The 17,863-nt window shown below is 74.2% G+C and carries 13 protein-coding genes; 7 read left to right on the forward strand and 6 right to left on the reverse strand.

The genetic code is table 11. The annotated features are described in order from the left end of the window. Positions 1 to 3: 3 nt before the first annotated feature. A complete protein-coding gene (locus tag OG389_RS27745; protein WP_328301153.1) occupies positions 4 to 789 on the reverse strand; it encodes an amino acid ABC transporter ATP-binding protein in 786 nt (261 codons plus the stop codon). A 287-nt stretch (positions 790 to 1,076) separates the two neighbouring features. Here OG389_RS27745 and OG389_RS27750 point away from each other — a divergent pair, with 287 nt between their 5' ends. Then, positions 1,077 to 1,835: a response regulator transcription factor gene (locus OG389_RS27750; RefSeq protein ID WP_328301154.1), complete on the forward strand. Its 759-nt coding sequence runs from the start codon at positions 1,077 to 1,079 to the stop codon at positions 1,833 to 1,835. A gap of 13 nt (positions 1,836 to 1,848) precedes the next feature. Next, positions 1,849 to 3,267 carry a sensor histidine kinase gene (locus OG389_RS27755; protein WP_328301155.1) on the forward strand — a complete coding sequence of 473 codons (1,419 nt, stop codon included), beginning with the start codon at positions 1,849 to 1,851 and terminating at the stop codon, positions 3,265 to 3,267. Between the two features lie 33 nt (positions 3,268 to 3,300). On the opposite strand, the gene OG389_RS27760 is transcribed toward OG389_RS27755, so the two are convergent. After that, entirely contained in the window at positions 3,301 to 5,457 is a 2,157-nt protein-coding gene (locus OG389_RS27760; protein WP_328301156.1) for an endo-beta-N-acetylglucosaminidase, read from the reverse strand. 121 nt (positions 5,458 to 5,578) lie between these two features. Further along, entirely contained in the window at positions 5,579 to 6,937 is a 1,359-nt protein-coding gene (locus OG389_RS27765; RefSeq protein ID WP_328301157.1) for a glycoside hydrolase 5 family protein, read from the reverse strand. A 258-nt stretch (positions 6,938 to 7,195) separates the two neighbouring features. On the opposite strand from OG389_RS27765, the gene OG389_RS27770 reads away from it, so the two are divergent. The 3 genes from OG389_RS27770 (at position 7,196) to OG389_RS27780 (ending at position 13,586) form a co-directional block, all read left to right on the forward strand. Further along, positions 7,196 to 11,452, forward strand: coding sequence for an NEW3 domain-containing protein (locus OG389_RS27770; RefSeq protein ID WP_328301158.1), 4,257 nt, complete (start codon positions 7,196 to 7,198; stop codon positions 11,450 to 11,452). An 8-nt stretch (positions 11,453 to 11,460) separates the two neighbouring features. Then, entirely contained in the window at positions 11,461 to 12,564 is a 1,104-nt protein-coding gene (locus tag OG389_RS27775) for a LacI family DNA-binding transcriptional regulator (protein WP_328301159.1), read from the forward strand. Positions 12,565 to 12,638: 74 nt separating this feature from the next. Continuing rightward, positions 12,639 to 13,586 carry an ROK family protein gene (locus tag OG389_RS27780; protein ID WP_328304147.1) on the forward strand — a complete coding sequence of 316 codons (948 nt, stop codon included), beginning with the start codon at positions 12,639 to 12,641 and terminating at the stop codon, positions 13,584 to 13,586. Between the two features lie 75 nt (positions 13,587 to 13,661). Here OG389_RS27780 and OG389_RS27785 read toward each other — a convergent pair whose 3' ends face one another. Further along, on the reverse strand, positions 13,662 to 14,657 hold the full coding sequence (locus tag OG389_RS27785; protein WP_328301160.1) for a TAXI family TRAP transporter solute-binding subunit: 996 nt from the start codon (positions 14,655 to 14,657) through the stop codon (positions 13,662 to 13,664). Positions 14,658 to 14,786: 129 nt separating this feature from the next. Here OG389_RS27785 and miaB point away from each other — a divergent pair, with 129 nt between their 5' ends. Both miaB and OG389_RS27795 read left to right on the forward strand, forming a co-directional pair. Continuing rightward, a complete protein-coding gene (gene miaB / locus OG389_RS27790; protein WP_328301161.1) occupies positions 14,787 to 16,295 on the forward strand; it encodes a tRNA (N6-isopentenyl adenosine(37)-C2)-methylthiotransferase MiaB in 1,509 nt (502 codons plus the stop codon). A 123-nt stretch (positions 16,296 to 16,418) separates the two neighbouring features. Beyond that, a complete protein-coding gene (locus OG389_RS27795; RefSeq protein WP_328301162.1) occupies positions 16,419 to 17,126 on the forward strand; it encodes a hypothetical protein in 708 nt (235 codons plus the stop codon). A gap of 133 nt (positions 17,127 to 17,259) precedes the next feature. Here the strand turns inward: OG389_RS27795 and OG389_RS27800 are convergent, their stop codons facing one another. Together OG389_RS27800 and OG389_RS27805 are read right to left on the reverse strand one after the other, a co-directional pair. Further along, positions 17,260 to 17,505: an antitoxin gene (locus tag OG389_RS27800; RefSeq protein WP_328301163.1), complete on the reverse strand. Its 246-nt coding sequence runs from the start codon at positions 17,503 to 17,505 to the stop codon at positions 17,260 to 17,262. A gap of 23 nt (positions 17,506 to 17,528) precedes the next feature. Continuing rightward, entirely contained in the window at positions 17,529 to 17,744 is a 216-nt protein-coding gene (locus OG389_RS27805) for a gliding motility protein (RefSeq protein ID WP_328301164.1), read from the reverse strand. Between the last annotated feature and the right edge of the window lie 119 nt (positions 17,745 to 17,863).

Raw genomic sequence — 17,863 nt, forward strand, 5'->3', positions numbered from 1 at the left:
AAATCAGTGGTGCAGGATCTTCGACAGGAAGTCTCTTGCACGGTCGCTCCGCGGGTTGCTGAAGAACTGCTCGGGCGTCGCCTCTTCGACGATCTTCCCATCGGCCATGAAGACGACCCGGTTGGCGGCGGAGCGGGCGAATCCCATCTCGTGCGTGACGACCACCATGGTCATCCCCTCCCGGGCGAGCTGCTGCATGACCTCCAGCACCTCGTTGATCATCTCTGGGTCGAGGGCCGAGGTCGGCTCGTCGAACAGCATCACCTTCGGGTCCATCGCCAGCGCGCGGGCGATCGCCACGCGCTGCTGCTGACCACCCGAGAGCTGCGCCGGGTACTTGTCGGCCTGCGAGCCGACGCCCACCCGGTCGAGCAGGGACTGTGCCTTCTCCCGCGCGTCCGCCTGGTTCACCTTGCGGACCTTGAGCTGGCCCAGCATCACGTTCTGCAGCACCGTCTTGTGCGCGAAGAGGTTGAACGACTGGAAGACCATGCCCACGTCGGCGCGCAGCCGGGCCAGTTCGCGTCCCTCGGAGGGGAGTTGCTTCCCGTCGACCGTGATGGTGCCCGAATCGATCGTCTCCAGGCGGTTGATGGTCCTGCACAATGTGGACTTGCCCGACCCCGAAGGGCCGATCACCACGACGACCTCACCGCGGGCGATGCTCAGATCGATGTCCTGAAGCACGTGCAGCGCGCCGAAATGCTTGTTGACGTCGCTCAGCACGACCAGGTCGTCCGCGGGAGCGGCCGCGTCCCGCGCGTCCTTGGTCACTGATACTCCGCTCATCGGCTTCTAGCTCCGTCCTCCTCGGTTGGGAGGACAGTAGTGACGTGGCGCGCACAGCGTCAGCACATCTGAGGGAGAATTGAGCATAACGATCCGGCCTCGCACCGATACGCTCCGTACGCACGGGCACACGCCACCGGCCGTGGCCGTACCGGGTGCGTAACGGAAGCCGCGTCCGACCGGAACCACCTTGACGTGGGAGTCCGCATCGGCGTGGATGCTTGGTGGCCGCCATTGGTGGCCACAGGACGAACGAAGCACGAGGAAGAAGTGGACAGGGGGACGACATGAGACTGCTGCTCGTCGAGGACGACGACCACGTCGCCGCCGCCCTGTCCGCGATCCTGGCCCGGCACGGCTTCCAGGTGACCCATGCCCGCAGCGGTGAGGAGGCCCTGCAGGCCCTGCTGCCGGCTGCCGCCCCGCCCTACGGGGTGATCCTGCTCGACCTCGGCCTGCCCGACCAGGACGGGTACGAGGTGTGCGGCAAGATCCGCAAGCGCACCGGCACGCCCGTCATCATGGTCACCGCACGGGCCGACGTGCGCTCCCGCATCCACGGCCTCAACATGGGCGCCGACGACTACGTCACCAAGCCCTACGACACCGGTGAGCTCCTCGCCCGCATCCACGCGGTGGCCCGGCGTACCGGGGTCGCCGAGGAGAGCGGTGCCGGTGGCGCGCCGGGTGCGCCCGGGGTCGTCAGCCTCGGAGCCGTCGGCATCGAGCTGTCCACCCGCCGGGTCAGCGTGGACGGGGCCGACGTGGCGCTCACCCGCAAGGAGTTCGACCTGCTGGCCCTGCTCGCGCAGCGCCCCGGCGTCGTCTTCCGCCGCGAGCAGATCATCAGCGAGGTCTGGCGCACCAGCTGGGAGGGGACGGGCCGGACCCTCGAGGTGCACGTGGCCTCGCTGCGCTCCAAGCTGCGGATGCCCGCCCTCATCGAGACCGTCCGCGGCGTGGGGTACCGGCTCGTCGTACCGCCCGCCTCGGCCCCGCCAGCCGCCTCCGCCCCGCCCGCCGCACCCGCCCCGCCCGCCCTCTAGCGGGGGACCCGTCGTGCGCGCCCGTCTGCTCCCCCTGCTCGTCGTCCTGATGGCGGGCGTCCTGCTCGCCCTCGGCTTCCCGCTCGCGGTGTCCCTGGCCGCCGGGCAGCAGCAGCGGGTGGTCGTCGACCGGATCGACGACAGCGCCCGCTTCGCCGCGCTGGCCCAGTTCGTCATCGACGCCGAGGGCTCCAAGGCCAGCGGCGCCGACGAGCGCCGCGAGACCCTGCGGCAGGAACTCAACCGCTACCAGGAGCTGTACGGCATCCGCGTCGGCATCTTCTTCCGCGACGACAACGCCCTGGTCCGCTCCCCCGGCTGGTGGGAGCTGCCGCAGTCGGAGCAGGGGCGCCGGGCCTTCGAGGACGCACTCGCCGGACGGCGCAGCCACGACCCCGGCCAGGTGTGGCCCTGGCAGCCGGGCGGCAGGCTCCTCGTCATCTCCCCGGTCGTCCTCGACGGGGACGTGGTCGCCGTCGTCGCCACCGACTCACCCACCGATCAGATGCGCGGCCGGATCCTGCGGGGCTGGCTGCTCATCGTCGCCGGGCTCGGCGCCGCCATGCTCGTCGCCTTCGGCGCCGCACTGCGGCTGACCAGTTGGGTGCTCAAGCCGGTGCGGACCCTGGACGTCGCCGCCCACGGCATCGCCACCGGGCGGATGAACTCCCGCGTCGCGGCGGCCGGCGGCCCGCCGGAACTCAGACGCCTGGCCCGCTCGTTCAACGAGATGGCGGACAACGTCGAAGACGTACTGGAGCAGCAGCGGGCGTTCGTCGCGGACGCCTCCCACCAGCTGCGCAACCCGCTCGCCGCGCTGCTCCTGCGGATCGAGCTGCTCGCCCTCGAACTCCCCGAGGGCAACGAGGAGATCGCCTCCGTCCGGACCGAGGGCAAGCGGCTGACCCAGGTCCTGGACGACCTGCTGGACCTGGCGCTGGCCGAGCACGCCACCGCCGAGATCGGGGTCGTGGACATCGCCGGGCTGGCCGCCGAGCGGGTCACCGCCTGGCGCCCGTTCGCCGAGGAGAAGGGCGTACGGCTCACCAGTACGGGGCGCAGCGCCGCCACCGGCTGGGCCGATCCGATCGCCCTGTCCAGCGCGCTCGACGCCGTCATCGACAACGCCCTCAAGTTCACCCCGCAGGGAGAGGCGGTCGAGGTGACCCTCTCCGTGGACGGCGACCTGGTGCGGGTCGTGGTCGCCGACCGGGGACCGGGCCTCACCGGGGAGGAACTGCTCCGTGTCGGCGACCGGTTCTGGCGCAGCGGACTCCACCAGAACATCAAGGGCTCCGGGCTCGGCCTGTCCATCGCCCGCACCCTGCTCGCCGCGGGCGGCGGGTCGCTCTCCTACGCGCCGAACCCGCCGCACGGGCTGCGGGTGACGGTGGCGGTCCCGCGCTCCGACCCGGACGCCGGGCCCGAGTGAACCGCGGGGCCGCCCCCGCGGGCGGGCCGGTACTCAGGTCCACTTGAGACGGGTGCGCGCCGGGGCGGAGACGGCGTACAGCTCGTCCACGGTCCGGATCTCGAAGACGGCGGCCCGCTCCCGGCCGGCCCGGCGGACGGCCGGGAGGTAGAGGGCGGTGCCGCAGGTGCCGCCCAGGAAGCGGCGGGTGCCGTCCGGGAGGACGCGCGACACCTCGTAGTGGCGCACCGGCCCGGCTGCCCGCCGCCAGGACAGCCGCAGGGCCGCACTGCCGGAGTGCTGGGCCGAGGCGGACACGGCCGGGGCACCCGGAGTACCCGGGCGGGGCCGCGCGGCGGCGTCGCGTACCGTCAGCGCGCCGAGGCGCCAGCGCACCGGCTCCTTCCCGCGTCGGGTGATCCGTACGGCCAGGGCGTGGGCGGTACCGCCCGCCAGCTCCGACAGCCGGACCCGGGTCGTGTGCCAGCCCGGCCCGGAGCCGGGGCTCTCCGCGTCCAGCCAGGTGTACGGGACCTCCTGCCCGGGACCGGACGGCTCGCGCGTGGCCACGCCGAGCTCGACCGCCACTGGACCCGACTCGGTGGCGTGGACCAGCTCGACGACGCTGGAGCGGGTCAGCGGCAGCCGGGTGGAGTGCAGTCCCACGGCGGCCGGGGCGGTCAGCCCGCCGGTGACGAGGAGGCTGGAGCCCCCGCGCCAGGCCCTGGCGAAGTCGAGGGTGACCTCGGGGCGGGTCCCGGCGGTGTCCACGGCCCAGCGGCGGCCCGGGAGCCGGTCCTGAAGGCCGAGGTGGTTCCAGCCCGAGTCGGAGACGGCCTCGCCGTCCTCGTACCAGCGCTCGCCGTGCCCGGTGTTGAAGGAGCAGCCGAAGGGCAGCGTGCTCACGGTGGACCGGTCCGCGACCACCGTGGCGGGCGCCCGCCAGGCGGTTTCGGGGGCGGGACGGGAGGGGTCCAGGGACTCGCCCGTCCAGAACCGGTCGTCGGCGCGGTGGAAGGCGCCCGGGGAACGGTCGGTGAGGTGGCCCAGGGTCCACTCGGGCCGGTAGAAGCCGTAGGACACGACGTGGTCCCGGTCGCGCGGGACGATCGCGTCCCAGTCCACGGCCGCGTCCCACCCCTTGGACTCAGTGTCCACGGCCGCCCACAGTTCGTGGCGGCTGCGGCCCAGCCGGTCGGCGAGCGCGCCGGAGGCGGCCAGTTTCGCCCGGGTCCAGCGGAAGTCCACGAGCACGGTGTCCGCGACCTTGCCCCGGCGGTCCTCGAAGAACTCCTGGTTGAGCTCGTTCAGCGCACCCTGCCAGCCGACCCCGCCGGTGGAGTTCATCGCGTCGTACCAGGTGATGCGCAGGCCGTACGGTTCGCCCGCGGCGCGCAGGGCGCGCAGGAACCGCTGGGTCCGGGCGGCGAGTGCGCTGTCCCCGCCGCCGGTCTCGGCGTTGACGAACCAGCCGTCGAACCCGTACGCGCGCGCCACCTCGACCAGCCTGTCGGCGACCGGGAAGTGGCCGAGGGAGTCCCGCTGGACCAGGTCGCGGGTCCACTGGAGGTCGCCGCCGTAGGGGACGGGGGGCAGGAACACGTTGCCCAGCACCCGCACGCCGTTTCGGTGCGCGGCGTCGGTGACGGGCGCGTTCGGGGCGAGCACGATGCCCTCGCCGGCGGAGCCGCCCCAGAAGACGAGCTCGTCGATGTACGCCCAGTGGGTGAGGGCGTAGTAGTCGGCGGTCGGGGAACCCTGGGCCGGATTCGCGGACGTGCTCCCGAAGGAGACGAGTGAGGAGATACGGGCCTGGCCGGTCCGGGCCGTGGCGTTCGGCGGCACCGGGGTGAAGCGGGGCGCCAGCGGCACGGTGGCGGCGTTGAACGCGAGATCGGGGTCGGATTCCGGGCTCCACCGCATGAGGGAGCGCCAGGTGATCCCGGGCTCGGGGGTTCCCCCGGGGAGCGAGTCGGGGAACCAGTAGGAGGCGTACGGGGCCAGGTCGGCCATGGCGGCGGGAGCGGCAGGTGCGGACTGAGGTGAGACGGGGGCCGCCTGGGGCGCGGCCGGGGCCGCCGCCGCCCGGGCGGACGTCCCGCAGCACAAGGTGGCGGCCCCGGCCCCGGCGAGGAGGACCCCGCGCCGGGTCGGGCGCGGGGACGGGAGCTGGGCCGTGCGGGGGTCGACGCCGTTGTCGGTCTCGGACATCAGGGATCTCCTCCGTGGCGGCCTGGGCCGACCGGTAGGGGGCCCGGGTGGTCCCGGCGGGCCCAGGGGTGGTCTCAGGGCCGGGGCCCAGGGGTGGTCTCAGGGCGGTTTCAGGGCGGGTTCAGGGATGGGCCGGACGGTTTCGGACGGCCTCGGTGGGGACGTCGGTCACGTGCAGTACCTCGGTGATGCCGCGGGCCGCCAGGTGCTTCGCGTCCCCGGCGAGCTCGGCCAGGACCACGGCGGGCCGGACCCCCTGGGCGGTGAGCGCCGCCCAGGCCTCGAAGAACGCTCCGCCGGGCGCGCACACGGAGCGGCGCGGGGCCGCCTCGGCGCCGCCCACGTCCACGGTGAGCGCCGTGGAGCGCACCGCCGGCCGGTGCTCACGGCCCCGCCACTCCTCGGCGATCCCGGCGATCACCGCTCCGGCGGGCTTGGTCCGGCGGTCGTTGGTGAGCAGCCCGAGCCCGTACTCCAGCTCCGGGAAGTCCGCGAGCTCTCGCGACACGTCGTGCGAGCACCACCAGGTCACCCCCCACACGTCGGCGCAGTCCAGGGCGTTCGCCACGGTCGCCCGGGTGAAGGAGGCCGCGTGCTCGGCGGGGACCAGCGGCGCGGGCGCGCCCACCTCCTGGAGCCAGACCGGCCGGTGCGGATCGTGGGCCCAGGCCTTGGAGAGCTCGATCAGGTACGCGGCGTGGTGCTCGGTGGCCGTCCCGGTCCGGCCGTGCCGCTGCGCGGTGCCGTTGAACACCCAGGAGTGCACCGCCGTGGCGCCGCCCAGGCGCGCCGCCTGGGCCACGGTGAAGGGGTGCCCGTCCTGGTACCAGGCGGCGTCGTACTCGGCGTGCAGGTGCAGGCGGCCGGGCGCGCCCTCCTCGCAGGCGGCGAGCATCCGCTCCAGCCACCGCCCGGCCTGCGCGCGGGTGATCCGGTCGGGGGAGGGGTGCGGGTCGTCGGAGAACTGGTTGATCTCGTTGCCGACCGTCATGCCGAGGAAGTTCGGCCGGTCCGCGAGGGCGGCGGCCAGCGTCCGCAAGTACTCCTCCTGTCCGGCGACGACCTGCGGATCGCTGAAGATGTTGCGCCGGTGCCAGGTCCCGGTCCACGCGGGCAGGAAGTCGAAGCTGGACAAGTGCCCCTGGAGTCCGTCGACGTTGACGTCGAGCCCGCGTTCGGCGGCCGCGTCGGCGAGCGCGACGAGCTGCTCCACGGCGCGCGGCCGGATCAGCGTTCGGTTCGGCTGGAACACCGGCCACAGGGGGAAGACCCGTACGTGGTCCAGGCCGAGGCCCGCGACGGAGTCGAGGTCGGCCCTGACCTCGTCGAGGTCGAAGTCGAGCCAGTGGTGGAACCAGCCGCGCGTCGGCGTGTAGTTGGCGCCGAAGCGCAGGGTGCGGGCGGGCCCGTGGGCGGGCGTGGAGGCGGGCCGGTGGGCGGGTCCGGAGGCGGGCGTGGAGGCGGCGGTGCCGTCGTGCATGAAAGGTCCTGGAGTTCAGGGGGAATTCGCCGGATGCCCATAACCTGCCGCGTGTGCGGGGGATAAGTCAACAGGGTCAACAGGTCCCTGAACTCCGAACCTCCCGCCCTGGCAGGATGAAAGTCCTGACCTCGCGAGGGCGTGCTACTTATGCGCTTCAGTCCAGTTGACAGACGGCTTCAGGCCGTTTGAAGCTGGGCACGCTAATGCGGTTTAGTTTTTGCCGGACCGTGTCGTCACGCAAGGATGTGTGCGGAAATGGACAGCGGAATTGTGGTCACGGCGGCCGCCACCCCGGCCCTCTTCGGCGGCGCGCCCGAAACCCCCTCGCAGGTCGTCAGGGTGAGCATCCGCAGAACGCGCCCGGCCGGCCCGCTGCACGTCGCCGTGCACGGCGGGGGAATCACCACTCCCCACCCCCGCGTCGTGCGCGCCGACACCGCCGAGGCCTTCGAGGACACCGCCGCCGCCCAGGGCGTCGAATCCACCGTCGAGGTCTCCGTCCGCCCCCCGGGCGCCGCCCCCGGGACCGTCCTGCCGGCCACCGTCCGCGTCACCACTCCCGACGGGCGGCCGCTCGCCGAACTGCCCTTCGGCCTCGTCGTCGCCGAGCCCGGCTGGACCGTCCGGCTGGTGCCGCACTTCCACTACGACCCCATGTGGTGGAACACCCAGGCCGCCTACACCGCCCTCTGGGACGCCCCCCAGCGACCCGGCGAACCCGCGCGCGGCTGGGAGTACACCGGTGTCCCCGCCTTCACCCTGATCCCGCTCCACCTCCAGCAGGCGCGCGAGGACCCGGCGTACCGCTTCGTCCTCTCCGAGGTCGACTACCTCAAGCCCTACTGGGACACCCACCCCGGCGAGCGCGCCGAGCTGCGCGCGCTGATCGCCGAAGGCCGCCTGGAGATCGTCGGCGGCACCTACAACGAGCCCTCCACCAACCTCACCTCCGCCGAGACCACCATCCGCAGCGCCGTCCACGGCCTCGCCCTGCACCGCGGCACCCTCGGCGCCGACCCGCGCACCGCCTGGCAGCTCGACGTCTTCGGCCACGACCCGTCGTTCCCCGCGCTGATGGCCGGCGTCGGCCTCGACTCCGCCGTCCTGGCCCGCGGACCCCACCACCAGTGGGGTCCGATGACGGACACCTGGGGCGGCGAACCGCGCCCGCCCGCGGCCATGCAACTGCCCGCCGAGTACGAGTGGATCGCGCCCGGCGACAGCGGTGGGCAGGGCCTGCTCCTGCACTACCTGCCCGCGCACTACTCCGCCGGCTGGTCCTCCGACCGGGCCCCGGACGCCGAGGCCGCCGCCGAGCAGCTGCTCGCCCTGTACGAGCTGCTGCGCACCGCCGCCGCGACGAAGAACGTCCTGATTCCGATGGGCACCGACTTCTCCTGGCCGCACCGCTGGGGCCTGGACGTGCAGCACGCCTGGAACCGCCGCTACTGCTGGCCCCGGATGGAACACACCGGCCCGCGCGCCCACTTCGACGCCGTGCGCGCCGAGTTCGCGGCGCGCGGCGAGCGGCCGCTGCCGGTCACCCGGGAGATGGGGCCGGTCTACACGGGCAAGGACGTCACCTACAGCGACGTGAAGCAGGCCCACCGGGCCGCCGAGAACCTCCTCGAGCAGGCCGAGACCTTCGCCGCCCTCGCCTGCGCCGAGGGCCTGGCCGACTATCCGGCCCGGACCCTGTCCAGGGCCTGGCGCCACCTGCTGCACGCCGCCCACCACGACGCCGTCACCGGGACCTTCTCCGACCAGGTCTACCTCGACCTGCTCCCCACCTGGCGCGAGGCCCACGACCTGGCCGCGGGCGTACGGGCGGGGGCGCTGCGCGCGCTGACCGACGGGGCCGACACCCGCGGCCCCGGACCGCTGGCCGTCACCGTGCACAACCCGGTGTCCTGGACCCGCACCGACGTGGTCCGCACGAGCGTCGACCTCGCGGTCCTGGGACTGGACGACGGCCACGCCGACCGGATCACCGTCCTCGACGGCTCCGGCCCCGGCGCTCCCGTCCACCTGGAGGCGGTCCGCGACGGCACCGCCGAGCTGGCCTTCCTCGCCGGGGACGTCCCCTCGCTCGGCCACCGCACCTGGTGGCTCGCCGCATCCGAACTCCCGCTCTCCGGCGGCTGGGAGCCCGCGCCGGGCCACACGATCCAGAACGCCTTCCTGCACGCCGAGGCCGACCCCGCGCGCGGCGGCGGCCTCGCCCGGCTGCTGGACCGGCGCACCGGGCAGGAGATCCTCACCCCCGGCGAGGTGGACGAGCTGGTGGTGCAGGAGGAGTACGCGGAGCACCCGTACTTCGGGGAGGGCCCCTGGCACCTGCTGCCCAAGGGGCCGGGCACCGGCTCGGGTTCCGCGCCCGCGGACTCCTGCCACGTGGAACGCGGGCCGCTGGGCTCCCGCATCGTGGCCACCGGGCGGACCGGGCCCGTCCGCTGGACCCGGACCACCACCCTGTGGGACGGCCTGGACCGGGTGGAACTCACCACGACCGTGCACGGGTTCGACGGCTCCGACCAGCTGCTGCGGCTGCGGATCCCGGCCGACGTGCCCGGCGCGCTGCCCGTCGCCGAGACCGCCGCGGCCGCCGTGGGGCGCGGGTTCGCCTTCCCCGAGGCGGATGCCGAGGCCGACCGCACGCGGGCCCCGTGGACCCTGGACAGCCCCTGCCTGAACTGGTTCGCACTGTCGGCGCCGATGACCGGGCCGGGCGGGCGGGCGCTGGGCGCGGCGGAGATCGTCCTCCCGGACTCGGGGCTGCGTGACCGGTCGGGGGCCGAAGGCCTGCGGGAGCTGGTCACCGCGCTCGCCCGGTACGGAGTCACCGCGACCCCGACCCGCCCGGGCGGGCCGCGCTGGGGGGACCTGGCGGTGGACAGCAGCCTGCCCGACTTCCGCATCGCGCTCGGGGGCCCCGGGGAGAACTCCTTCACGGCGGCGCTGCTGGAGTCGACCGGGGCCGCCCACGAGGAGGCCCTACGAGAGCACGCGCGGGTCTGGGCAGCGGCCCGCGCGGGGCTCCGCCCGCTCTGGACCCCGGGCTGCGACCTGACCGGGATCCGGGACCTGCCGGTCCTGGTCCTCACCGGGCCCCCGGCAGAACTGGCCCGGGCCGTCGCCGCGTCGGGCCGGATCGACGCCCCCGCTCCGGCGACCGGAGCGGGCGCGCACGAGGAGGCGTACCCGCACGATGAGGCGTACGCGGACCGCACGGTCGGGATCCTGGTGCGCGGCACGCCCAGCTTCGCCGTGGACACCGCCGGGCGGCTGCACAGCACCCTGATGCGCTCCTGCACCGGCCGCCCGAGCGGCGAGTGGATGGACCCTCCGCGCCGCACCGCGCCCGACGGCAGTTCCTTCCAGCTCCAGCACTGGACCCACGTCTTCGAGCACGCGCTGGTCGCCGGCTCCGGCGACTGGCGGGCGGTGGACCTGGCCCGGCGGGGACGGGAGTTCAACAAGCCGATGACCGCCGTCACGGCCGCCCCCGGGGAGGGACCCCGGCCGCCCGCACGCTCGCTGCTCGGGGTGGAGCCGGCCGACCGGGTGCTGATCGAGACGGTCAAACGGGCCGAGGGCGCCGGTGACCGGAGCGACCTCGCCGTCCGGCTGCGCGAGACGCACGGCCGCCCGGCGTCGACCGGGACGCTGTGGCCGACGGATCCGGCAGCCGAGGCCGATCTCCTGGACCGCCCGACCGGCTTCTTCGACGGCGAGGTCCGGGGCGCCGCGACGACCACGCTGCTGCTCCTCACGGAGTCGGGCATGCCGCTGCGCGAGGACGAAGGGGAGGCGCACGGGCCCGTGTTCAGCCGGTACTGGCTGCACAACACGGGGACGGCCCCGCTCGGCGACGCCCCCTACACGGTGACGTGCGACGGGATCCCCTCCGCGGCCACGGTCACCCTCGCGGCCCACGGGGCGGCCGACGGCGGCCCCGTCACGCTGGAGGTCCGGGCACCGGAGGGCTGGCGGACCTCCTGGACCCGCCGGCGGCCCGAACTCCCGGCGGGCGGGCACGTCTCGCTCCCGCTGGTGGTGGAGCCCGCCGCCGGCGCGGAACCCGGCGAACACCTGGTCCGGGTCCTCGCCACCACCCCGGCGGGAGCCTTCGAGGACGTACTGACCGTCACGGTCCCCGGTCCGGGCGGTGCCACCGCGGCCCCGGCCGGACTGTGGGTGGAGGCACCGGAGCGCGCAGTGACGGTCGCCCCCGGTGCGCGGGCCCTCGTACGGGCCCGCATCGGCTCCACCGGCATCCGGACCGCGCTGACGGGGCAGGCGTACGCCGTCTCCCCGTACGGCACCTGGGGGATGACGGCCCCCGCCGTACTGCCGCTCGAGGTGCCGGCGGACGGCGAGGCGCAGGCCCTCTTCGAGGTGCGGCCGCCGCTCGACGCGGTCCCCGGGGAGTACTGGGTCGTGATCAAGGCGGTCTGCCAGGGCAGGATCGCGTACGGTCCGGCCATTGCCGTCCACGTCAGCGAGGGATGAGACAGGCCATGGCCCGCCGACCCACCATCAAGGACATCGCCCGTCAGGCCGGGGTGTCCGAGAGCGCGGTCTCCTTCGCGCTCAACAACCGGCCGGGGGTCTCCCAGGACACCCGTGCCCGCATCAGGCAGGTCGCCGAAGAGCTCGGCTGGCAGGCCAACAGCGCCGCCCGCGCACTCTCCGGCGAACAGTCCGGCGCCGTCGGACTGGTGCTCGCCCGGCCCGCGCACACCCTCGGAGTCGAGTCCTTCTTCCTCCAGCTGGTCTCCGGCATCCAGGAGGTCCTGGCCGCCGGGCGGATCGCCCTGCTCTTCCAGGTGGTCGAGGACATCGACGCCGAATGCGCCGTGTACCGCAGGTGGTGGGCCGAGCGGCGCGTGGACGGGGTCGTCGTCGTGGACCCGAGGACCGACGACCCGCGTCCGGCCCTCCTCGCACAGCTGGCCCTGCCCGCCGTCATGGTGGGGGAGCCGGGTCCGCCGGGGGAGCCCGGTCCGGTCGGGGACACCGGCCCGGTCGGGGACACCGGCCCGGAGGGAGCGGGGGGCCCGCACCCCGGGCTGTCCGCCGTCCGGGCGGACGACGCGGGGGCCATGGCGCAGGTGCTCGGCCACCTCCACCAGCTCGGCCACCGCCGGATCGCGCACGTCGCCGGACTGCCCGGTCTCGCCCACACCGAGCGCCGGATCCGCTCGCTGCGCGCCGAGGCGGAGCGGCTCGGGATCGGTCCAGGGCAGGTGCGCTCGGTCACCACCGACTACTCCGACGCCGAGGGCGCGGAGGCCACCCGGCGGCTCCTCGCCGAGGACCGGCCGCCGACCGCGATCGTCTACGACAACGACGTGATGGCCGTGGCCGGCGTCGCCGTCGCCTCGGAGCTGGGCATCCCGGTGCCGGGCCGGCTCTCCGTGGTGGCCTGGGACGATTCCGCGCTCTGCCGGGTCACCCATCCACGGCTCACGGCCCTGGTGCGCGACACCGCGGGCTTCGGCCGGCTCGCCGCCGGGGAACTCCTCGCCGTCCTCGGGGGAAGTCCGCCGAGGTCCCGCGAGAGCGAGCGGCCCAGGCTGGAGCCCCGCGAGAGTACGGCCCCGCCGCCGGCCGCATACTGAAACCGACCCCTCCCTGGAGAGCCACCGTGACCACCCCCACTCCCACCTCCGCGTTCCCCGCCCCTCGCACCGGCGTGCCGGGCGATCCCGGCCCGACGGTCGCGATCGACATCGGCGGTACGAAGGTCGCCGGCGCGCTGGTGGACCCGGACGGCACGATGACGGCCACCACCCGCCGGCCGACCCCGCGCGGCGGGGACGCGGACACGGTCTTCGCCGCCGTCGCGGAGGTCGTCGCGGAGCTCGCGAAGTCCCCGCTCTGGTCCTCGGCGGTCCGCTGCGGCATCGGCAGCGCGGGCCCGGTGGACACCGCGCGCGGCACGGTCAGCCCGGTCAACATCGGCGCCTGGCGGGGCTTCCCCGTGCAGGCCAGGGTGGAGGCGGAGCTCGCGGAGCACGGGGCGCGCATCCCGACGGTGCTGGCCGGTGACGGGGTGGCGATGACCGCCGCCGAGCACTGGCTGGGCGCGGCCCGGGGCCACGCCAACGCGCTCTGCATGGTGGTCTCCACCGGCGTCGGCGGCGGACTCGTCCTGAACAACCAGCTGCACCCCGGTCCCACCGGGAACGCGGGCCACATCGGCCACATCAGTGTCGCCTTCGACGGGGAGCCGTGTGTGTGCGGCGGCATCGGCTGCGTGGAGTCCATCGCCTCCGGCACCGCGATTGCCCGCTGGGCCCTGGCCCAGGGCTGGGTACCGGCCGGTGACCCCACCGCGGCCGGAGTGGCCACCGCCGCTGCCGCGGGCGACCCCGTCGCCGTGGCCGCCTTCGACCGCGCGGGCCGGGCGCTGGCCGCCGCCATCGCGGCCACCGCGACCCTGGTCGAGACCGACATCGCCGTCATCGGAGGCGGCGTGGCCGCCTCCGGGGAGACCCTCTTCGGGCCGGTCCGGACGCACCTGGCCTCGTACGCGACCCTGTCGTTCGTCAAGGAGCTCCAGGTCGTCCCGGCGACGCTGGGCACGCACGCGGGGCTGATCGGCGCGGCCGCCGCGGCGACGATGCTGCTGCGGCCCTGATTCGCGCGCGGTCCGCGAGCCCTCCGGGGCCACGGCCGCACGGCCACCACCACGGCCGCACGGCCACGGCCGGGGCTACGGCTTCACGGAGCGGTAGTACCGGGCCGCGCCGGTGTGCAGCTCCAGCGGATCCGTGTAGATCGCGGTCCGCAGGTCCACCAGCTGCGCCGCGTGCACCTGGCGCCCGATCTCGTCCCGGCTGCCGATCACGGTGCGGGTGAACTGCTCCGTCAGCTCGGCTCCCGTGTCCTCCCGGGTCACCAGCAGGTTCGGCACCGCCACCGTGGCCACCGACGAGGTGTTCCGGGCCCGCGCGTAGGCGTCCTGGGGCATCACCGCGGCCCGGTAGTAGCGCGCGGGGCTGCCACTGGCCTGGAGGTCCTCCAGCAGGTCGCCGAGCTGCACGAGCCGGATCTCGAACCGCTCCGAGAGCTCGCGCACGGCGCTGGTCGGCAGTCCGCCCGACCAGAAGAACGCGTCGATCCGGCCGGCCTCCAGCTCCGCCGGCATGGTGTCGATGCCGATGGAGAACGGGGTGATGTCGCGGACCGGGTCCAGGCCCGCGGCCGTGAGCATCCGCTCCGAGATCAGCCGCACCCCCGAGCCGTTCTGGCCGACGGCGACCCGCTTGCCGCGCAGGTCCCGCGCCGACTGGACCGGAGATCCGGCGGGCACCACCAGCTGCACGTAGTCGTCGTAGAGGCGGGCACAGCCGCGCAGCCGCTCGGCTCCCGGCTTCCCGTCGAAGCGGTACTTGGCCACCGCGTCGGCCGTGGCCACCGTGAAGTCGGCCTCCCCGTCGGCCACCCGCTGCAGGTTCTGCTGCGACCCCTCGCTGGGCTTCAGCCGGACGCGCACCCCGGGGATGTCCTTGGCGAGCGCCTGCTCCAGCAGCTGGCCGTAGCGGTGGTAGACCCCGGTCTGGACCCCCGTGCTGAAGGTGAGCTCACCCGTGAGCTCCGGCCGGCCGAAGGGCCGTAGCCACCAGAGGAGGGCGCAGAGCACGGCCAGCACGGCCACCAGGGCCCGCAGGGCACGGCGCCTGCTGATCCGGGGCGGTACGAGAGGCATGGCCGCGATCCTGCCACCGACCCGCCCTCCTGTCACGGTCCGTCCCCGCGCCCCGCCTCGCCCCACCGCCCCGGTGACCCCGGGGCCGCCCCGGCCCGGGCCGCCCGGACGGCCCCGTACCCTTGCTGGGTGAGCACTGAGGGCGAGGCGACTGTTGTGAAAACGTACGAGGTCCGGACGTACGGCTGTCAGATGAACGTGCACGACTCCGAGCGGCTGTCCGGCCTGCTGGAGGACGCCGGGTACGTCCGCGCCCCCGAGGGCTCCGACGGCGACGCCGACGTCGTCGTGTTCAACACCTGCGCCGTCCGTGAGAACGCCGACAACAAGCTCTACGGCAACCTCGGCCGCCTCGCCCCGATGAAGACCAAGCGCCCCGGCATGCAGATCGCCGTCGGCGGCTGCCTCGCGCAGAAGGACCGCGACACGATCGTGGACCGCGCCCCCTGGGTCGACGTGGTCTTCGGCACGCACAACATCGGCAAACTGCCCGTCCTGCTGGAGCGCGCGCGCATCCAGGAAGAGGCGCAGATCGAGATCGCGGAGTCGCTGGAGGCCTTCCCCTCCACGCTGCCGACCCGGCGCGAGTCCGCGTACGCCGCCTGGGTCTCGATCTCCGTCGGCTGCAACAACACCTGCACCTTCTGCATCGTCCCGGCGCTGCGCGGCAAGGAGGAGGACCGCCGTCCCGGCGACATCCTCGCCGAGGTCGAGGCGCTCGTCGCCGAGGGCGTCTCCGAGATCACCCTGCTCGGCCAGAACGTCAACGCCTACGGCTCCGACCTGGGCGACCGCGAGGCCTTCTCCAAGCTGCTGCGCGCCTGCGGTGCCATCGAGGGCCTGGAGCGGGTCCGCTTCACCTCCCCGCACCCGCGCGACTTCACGGACGACGTGATCGCGGCGATGGCCGAGACCCCCAACGTCATGCCGCAGCTCCACATGCCGATGCAGTCGGGCTCGGACACGATCCTCAAGGCGATGCGCCGCTCCTACCGTCAGGAGCGCTTCCTCGGCACCATCGAGAAGGTCCGCGCCGCCATCCCGCACGCGGCGATCTCCACCGACATCATCGTGGGCTTCCCCGGCGAGACGGAGGAGGACTTCCAGCAGACGATGCACGCGGTGCGCGAGGCACGCTTCGCGAACGCCTTCACCTTCCAGTACTCCAAGCGCCCAGGGACCCCGGCCGCCGACATGGAGGGGCAGATCCCCAAGGAGGTCGTCCAGGAGCGGTACATGCGTCTGGTCGCCCTCCAGGAGGAGATCTCCTGGGACGAGAACAAGAAGCAGGTCGGCCGCACGCTCGAAGTCATGGTCGCCGAGGGCGAGGGCCGCAAGGACGGGGCCACGCACCGCCTGTCCGGGCGCGCCCCCGACAACCGCCTGGTGCACTTCACCAAGCCGTCCGACGAGGTCCGTCCGGGTGACGTGGTGACCGTGGAGATCACTTACGCGGCCCCGCACCACCTCCTGGCCGAGGGCCCGACCCGGGCGGTACGCCGCACCCGTGCGGGCGACGCGTGGGAGAAGCGCAACGCGGCCCCGCCGCAGCCGAAGGGCGTCCTCCTCGGAATCCCGACCCTGGGCGTCCCGGCCCCGCTCCCGGTGACTACGTCGGGCTGCGCGCTGCCGTCCTGACGGGCCCGTAGCGGGGTCCGGCGCCGTCGCCGGGGGCCGGCCCGCGGGTCCGGGGGCTCCCGCCCGGAACGGGTCCGGGCGGAGCCGGGACGCCCCCGGCCGGCTCCGGCTACGCTGCGGATCATGCTCGTAGCCGCCGCTGTCTGCCCCACCCCGCCGATGCTCCTGCCGGAGCTCGCCACGGGCGCCGCCGCCGAACTCGCCGACGCCCGGACCGCGTGCTCCGACGCGCTGTCCGTGCTCACCGCCTCCCGGCCCGATCTGCTCGTCGTGGTCGGCGCCGCCGACCCGGACCACCTGGGGGCCTACCCCCAGGGCTCCCGCGGCACCTTCCGCGGGTTCGGGGCCGGGGCCGACGTACGGCTGGGCGAGGGCGAGGAGGGCCCGCGCCTGCTGCCCACCTCCCTCTCCGTCGGCGCCTGGCTGCTCGGCCGCGCCGGCTGGGGCGCCGCGCCCCTGGAGGGGTTCGGGGTCGCCGGGCCGCTGGACACCGGGCGGTGCCTGGAGACCGGCCGGGAGCTCGCCGCCCGCGACGCCCGGGTCGCGATGCTCGTCATGGGTGACGGCAGCGCCTGCCGCTCCCTCAAGGCCCCCGGCTACCTCGACGAACGCGCCGCCGCCTTCGACGCCGAGGCCGCCCGTGCGCTCGGCGCCGCCGACCTGCCCGCGCTCGCCGCCCTGGACGCCGGACTCGCCGCCGAGCTCCAGGCCGCCGGGCGGGCCCCCTGGCAGGTGCTCGCCGGCGCCGCCGAGGGCGCCGGGCTCGAAGGACGGCTGCTGTACGAGGACGCCCCGTACGGGGTCGGGTACTTCGTGGCCGCCTGGTCGTAGGCAGGGCCGGCCGGCCACCGCCGCAGGCCCCCGCGCCCTGCCGCCGCGCCGGCCCCCGTACCCCGTGCACGACAGAGGGGCGCGGCACCACACTCGGTGGTGCCGCGCCCCTCCGTCGTACTACGGGACCGCGTCAGGAGGCCACCGGCGGTGTCGGCCCGCCGGGAGTGTCCTTGTGCGCGATCTTGCCCAGGGCGTCCTTCGCCTTGTCCGCGCCGCTAGAGATCTGGCCGCTGTACTTGCCCTTGGTCTTGGAGTCGACGGCCTTGGCCACCTTCTCCAGATTCTGGCTGATCTTGCCCTCGTGCTGTGCAGCGAGGTCGCCGACCTTGTCCTTGGCGGGCGCGAGCTTGGCCTTCAAACTGTCCAGCAGGCCCATGGGTCACCTTTCAATGGCGGTAGCTATTTACGGGCACCCTCGGCGGCCTCGATGTCCGCGCCCACCTCCGCCGACTGCTGCTTCGGGATCTCCACGGCTTCCACCGCGCTCTCCTCCGCCACAGTCGCCTCGGTCCCGGCCTCGTCGGCCGTCGCGGACTCCACCGTCAGGTCCTCGGCGACGGCCGCTTCGGTCGTCGCCTGGCTCTTGCGGCCGAGAAGCCGGTCCAAAATGCCCATGTCTGCTCCTATAACGTTACTCGTGTGAGTGAAGTTCCGCTCTGGACGGACCGGCACGCGCCGGTCAGCGGGCCGGGCGTACGACAGGCGCGCACCAGGCCGGAACCCCGCCAAGGCAA

It is taken from the genome of Streptomyces sp. NBC_00435 (genome assembly GCF_036014235.1).
Classification (GTDB): Bacteria; Actinomycetota; Actinomycetes; order Streptomycetales; family Streptomycetaceae; genus Streptomyces.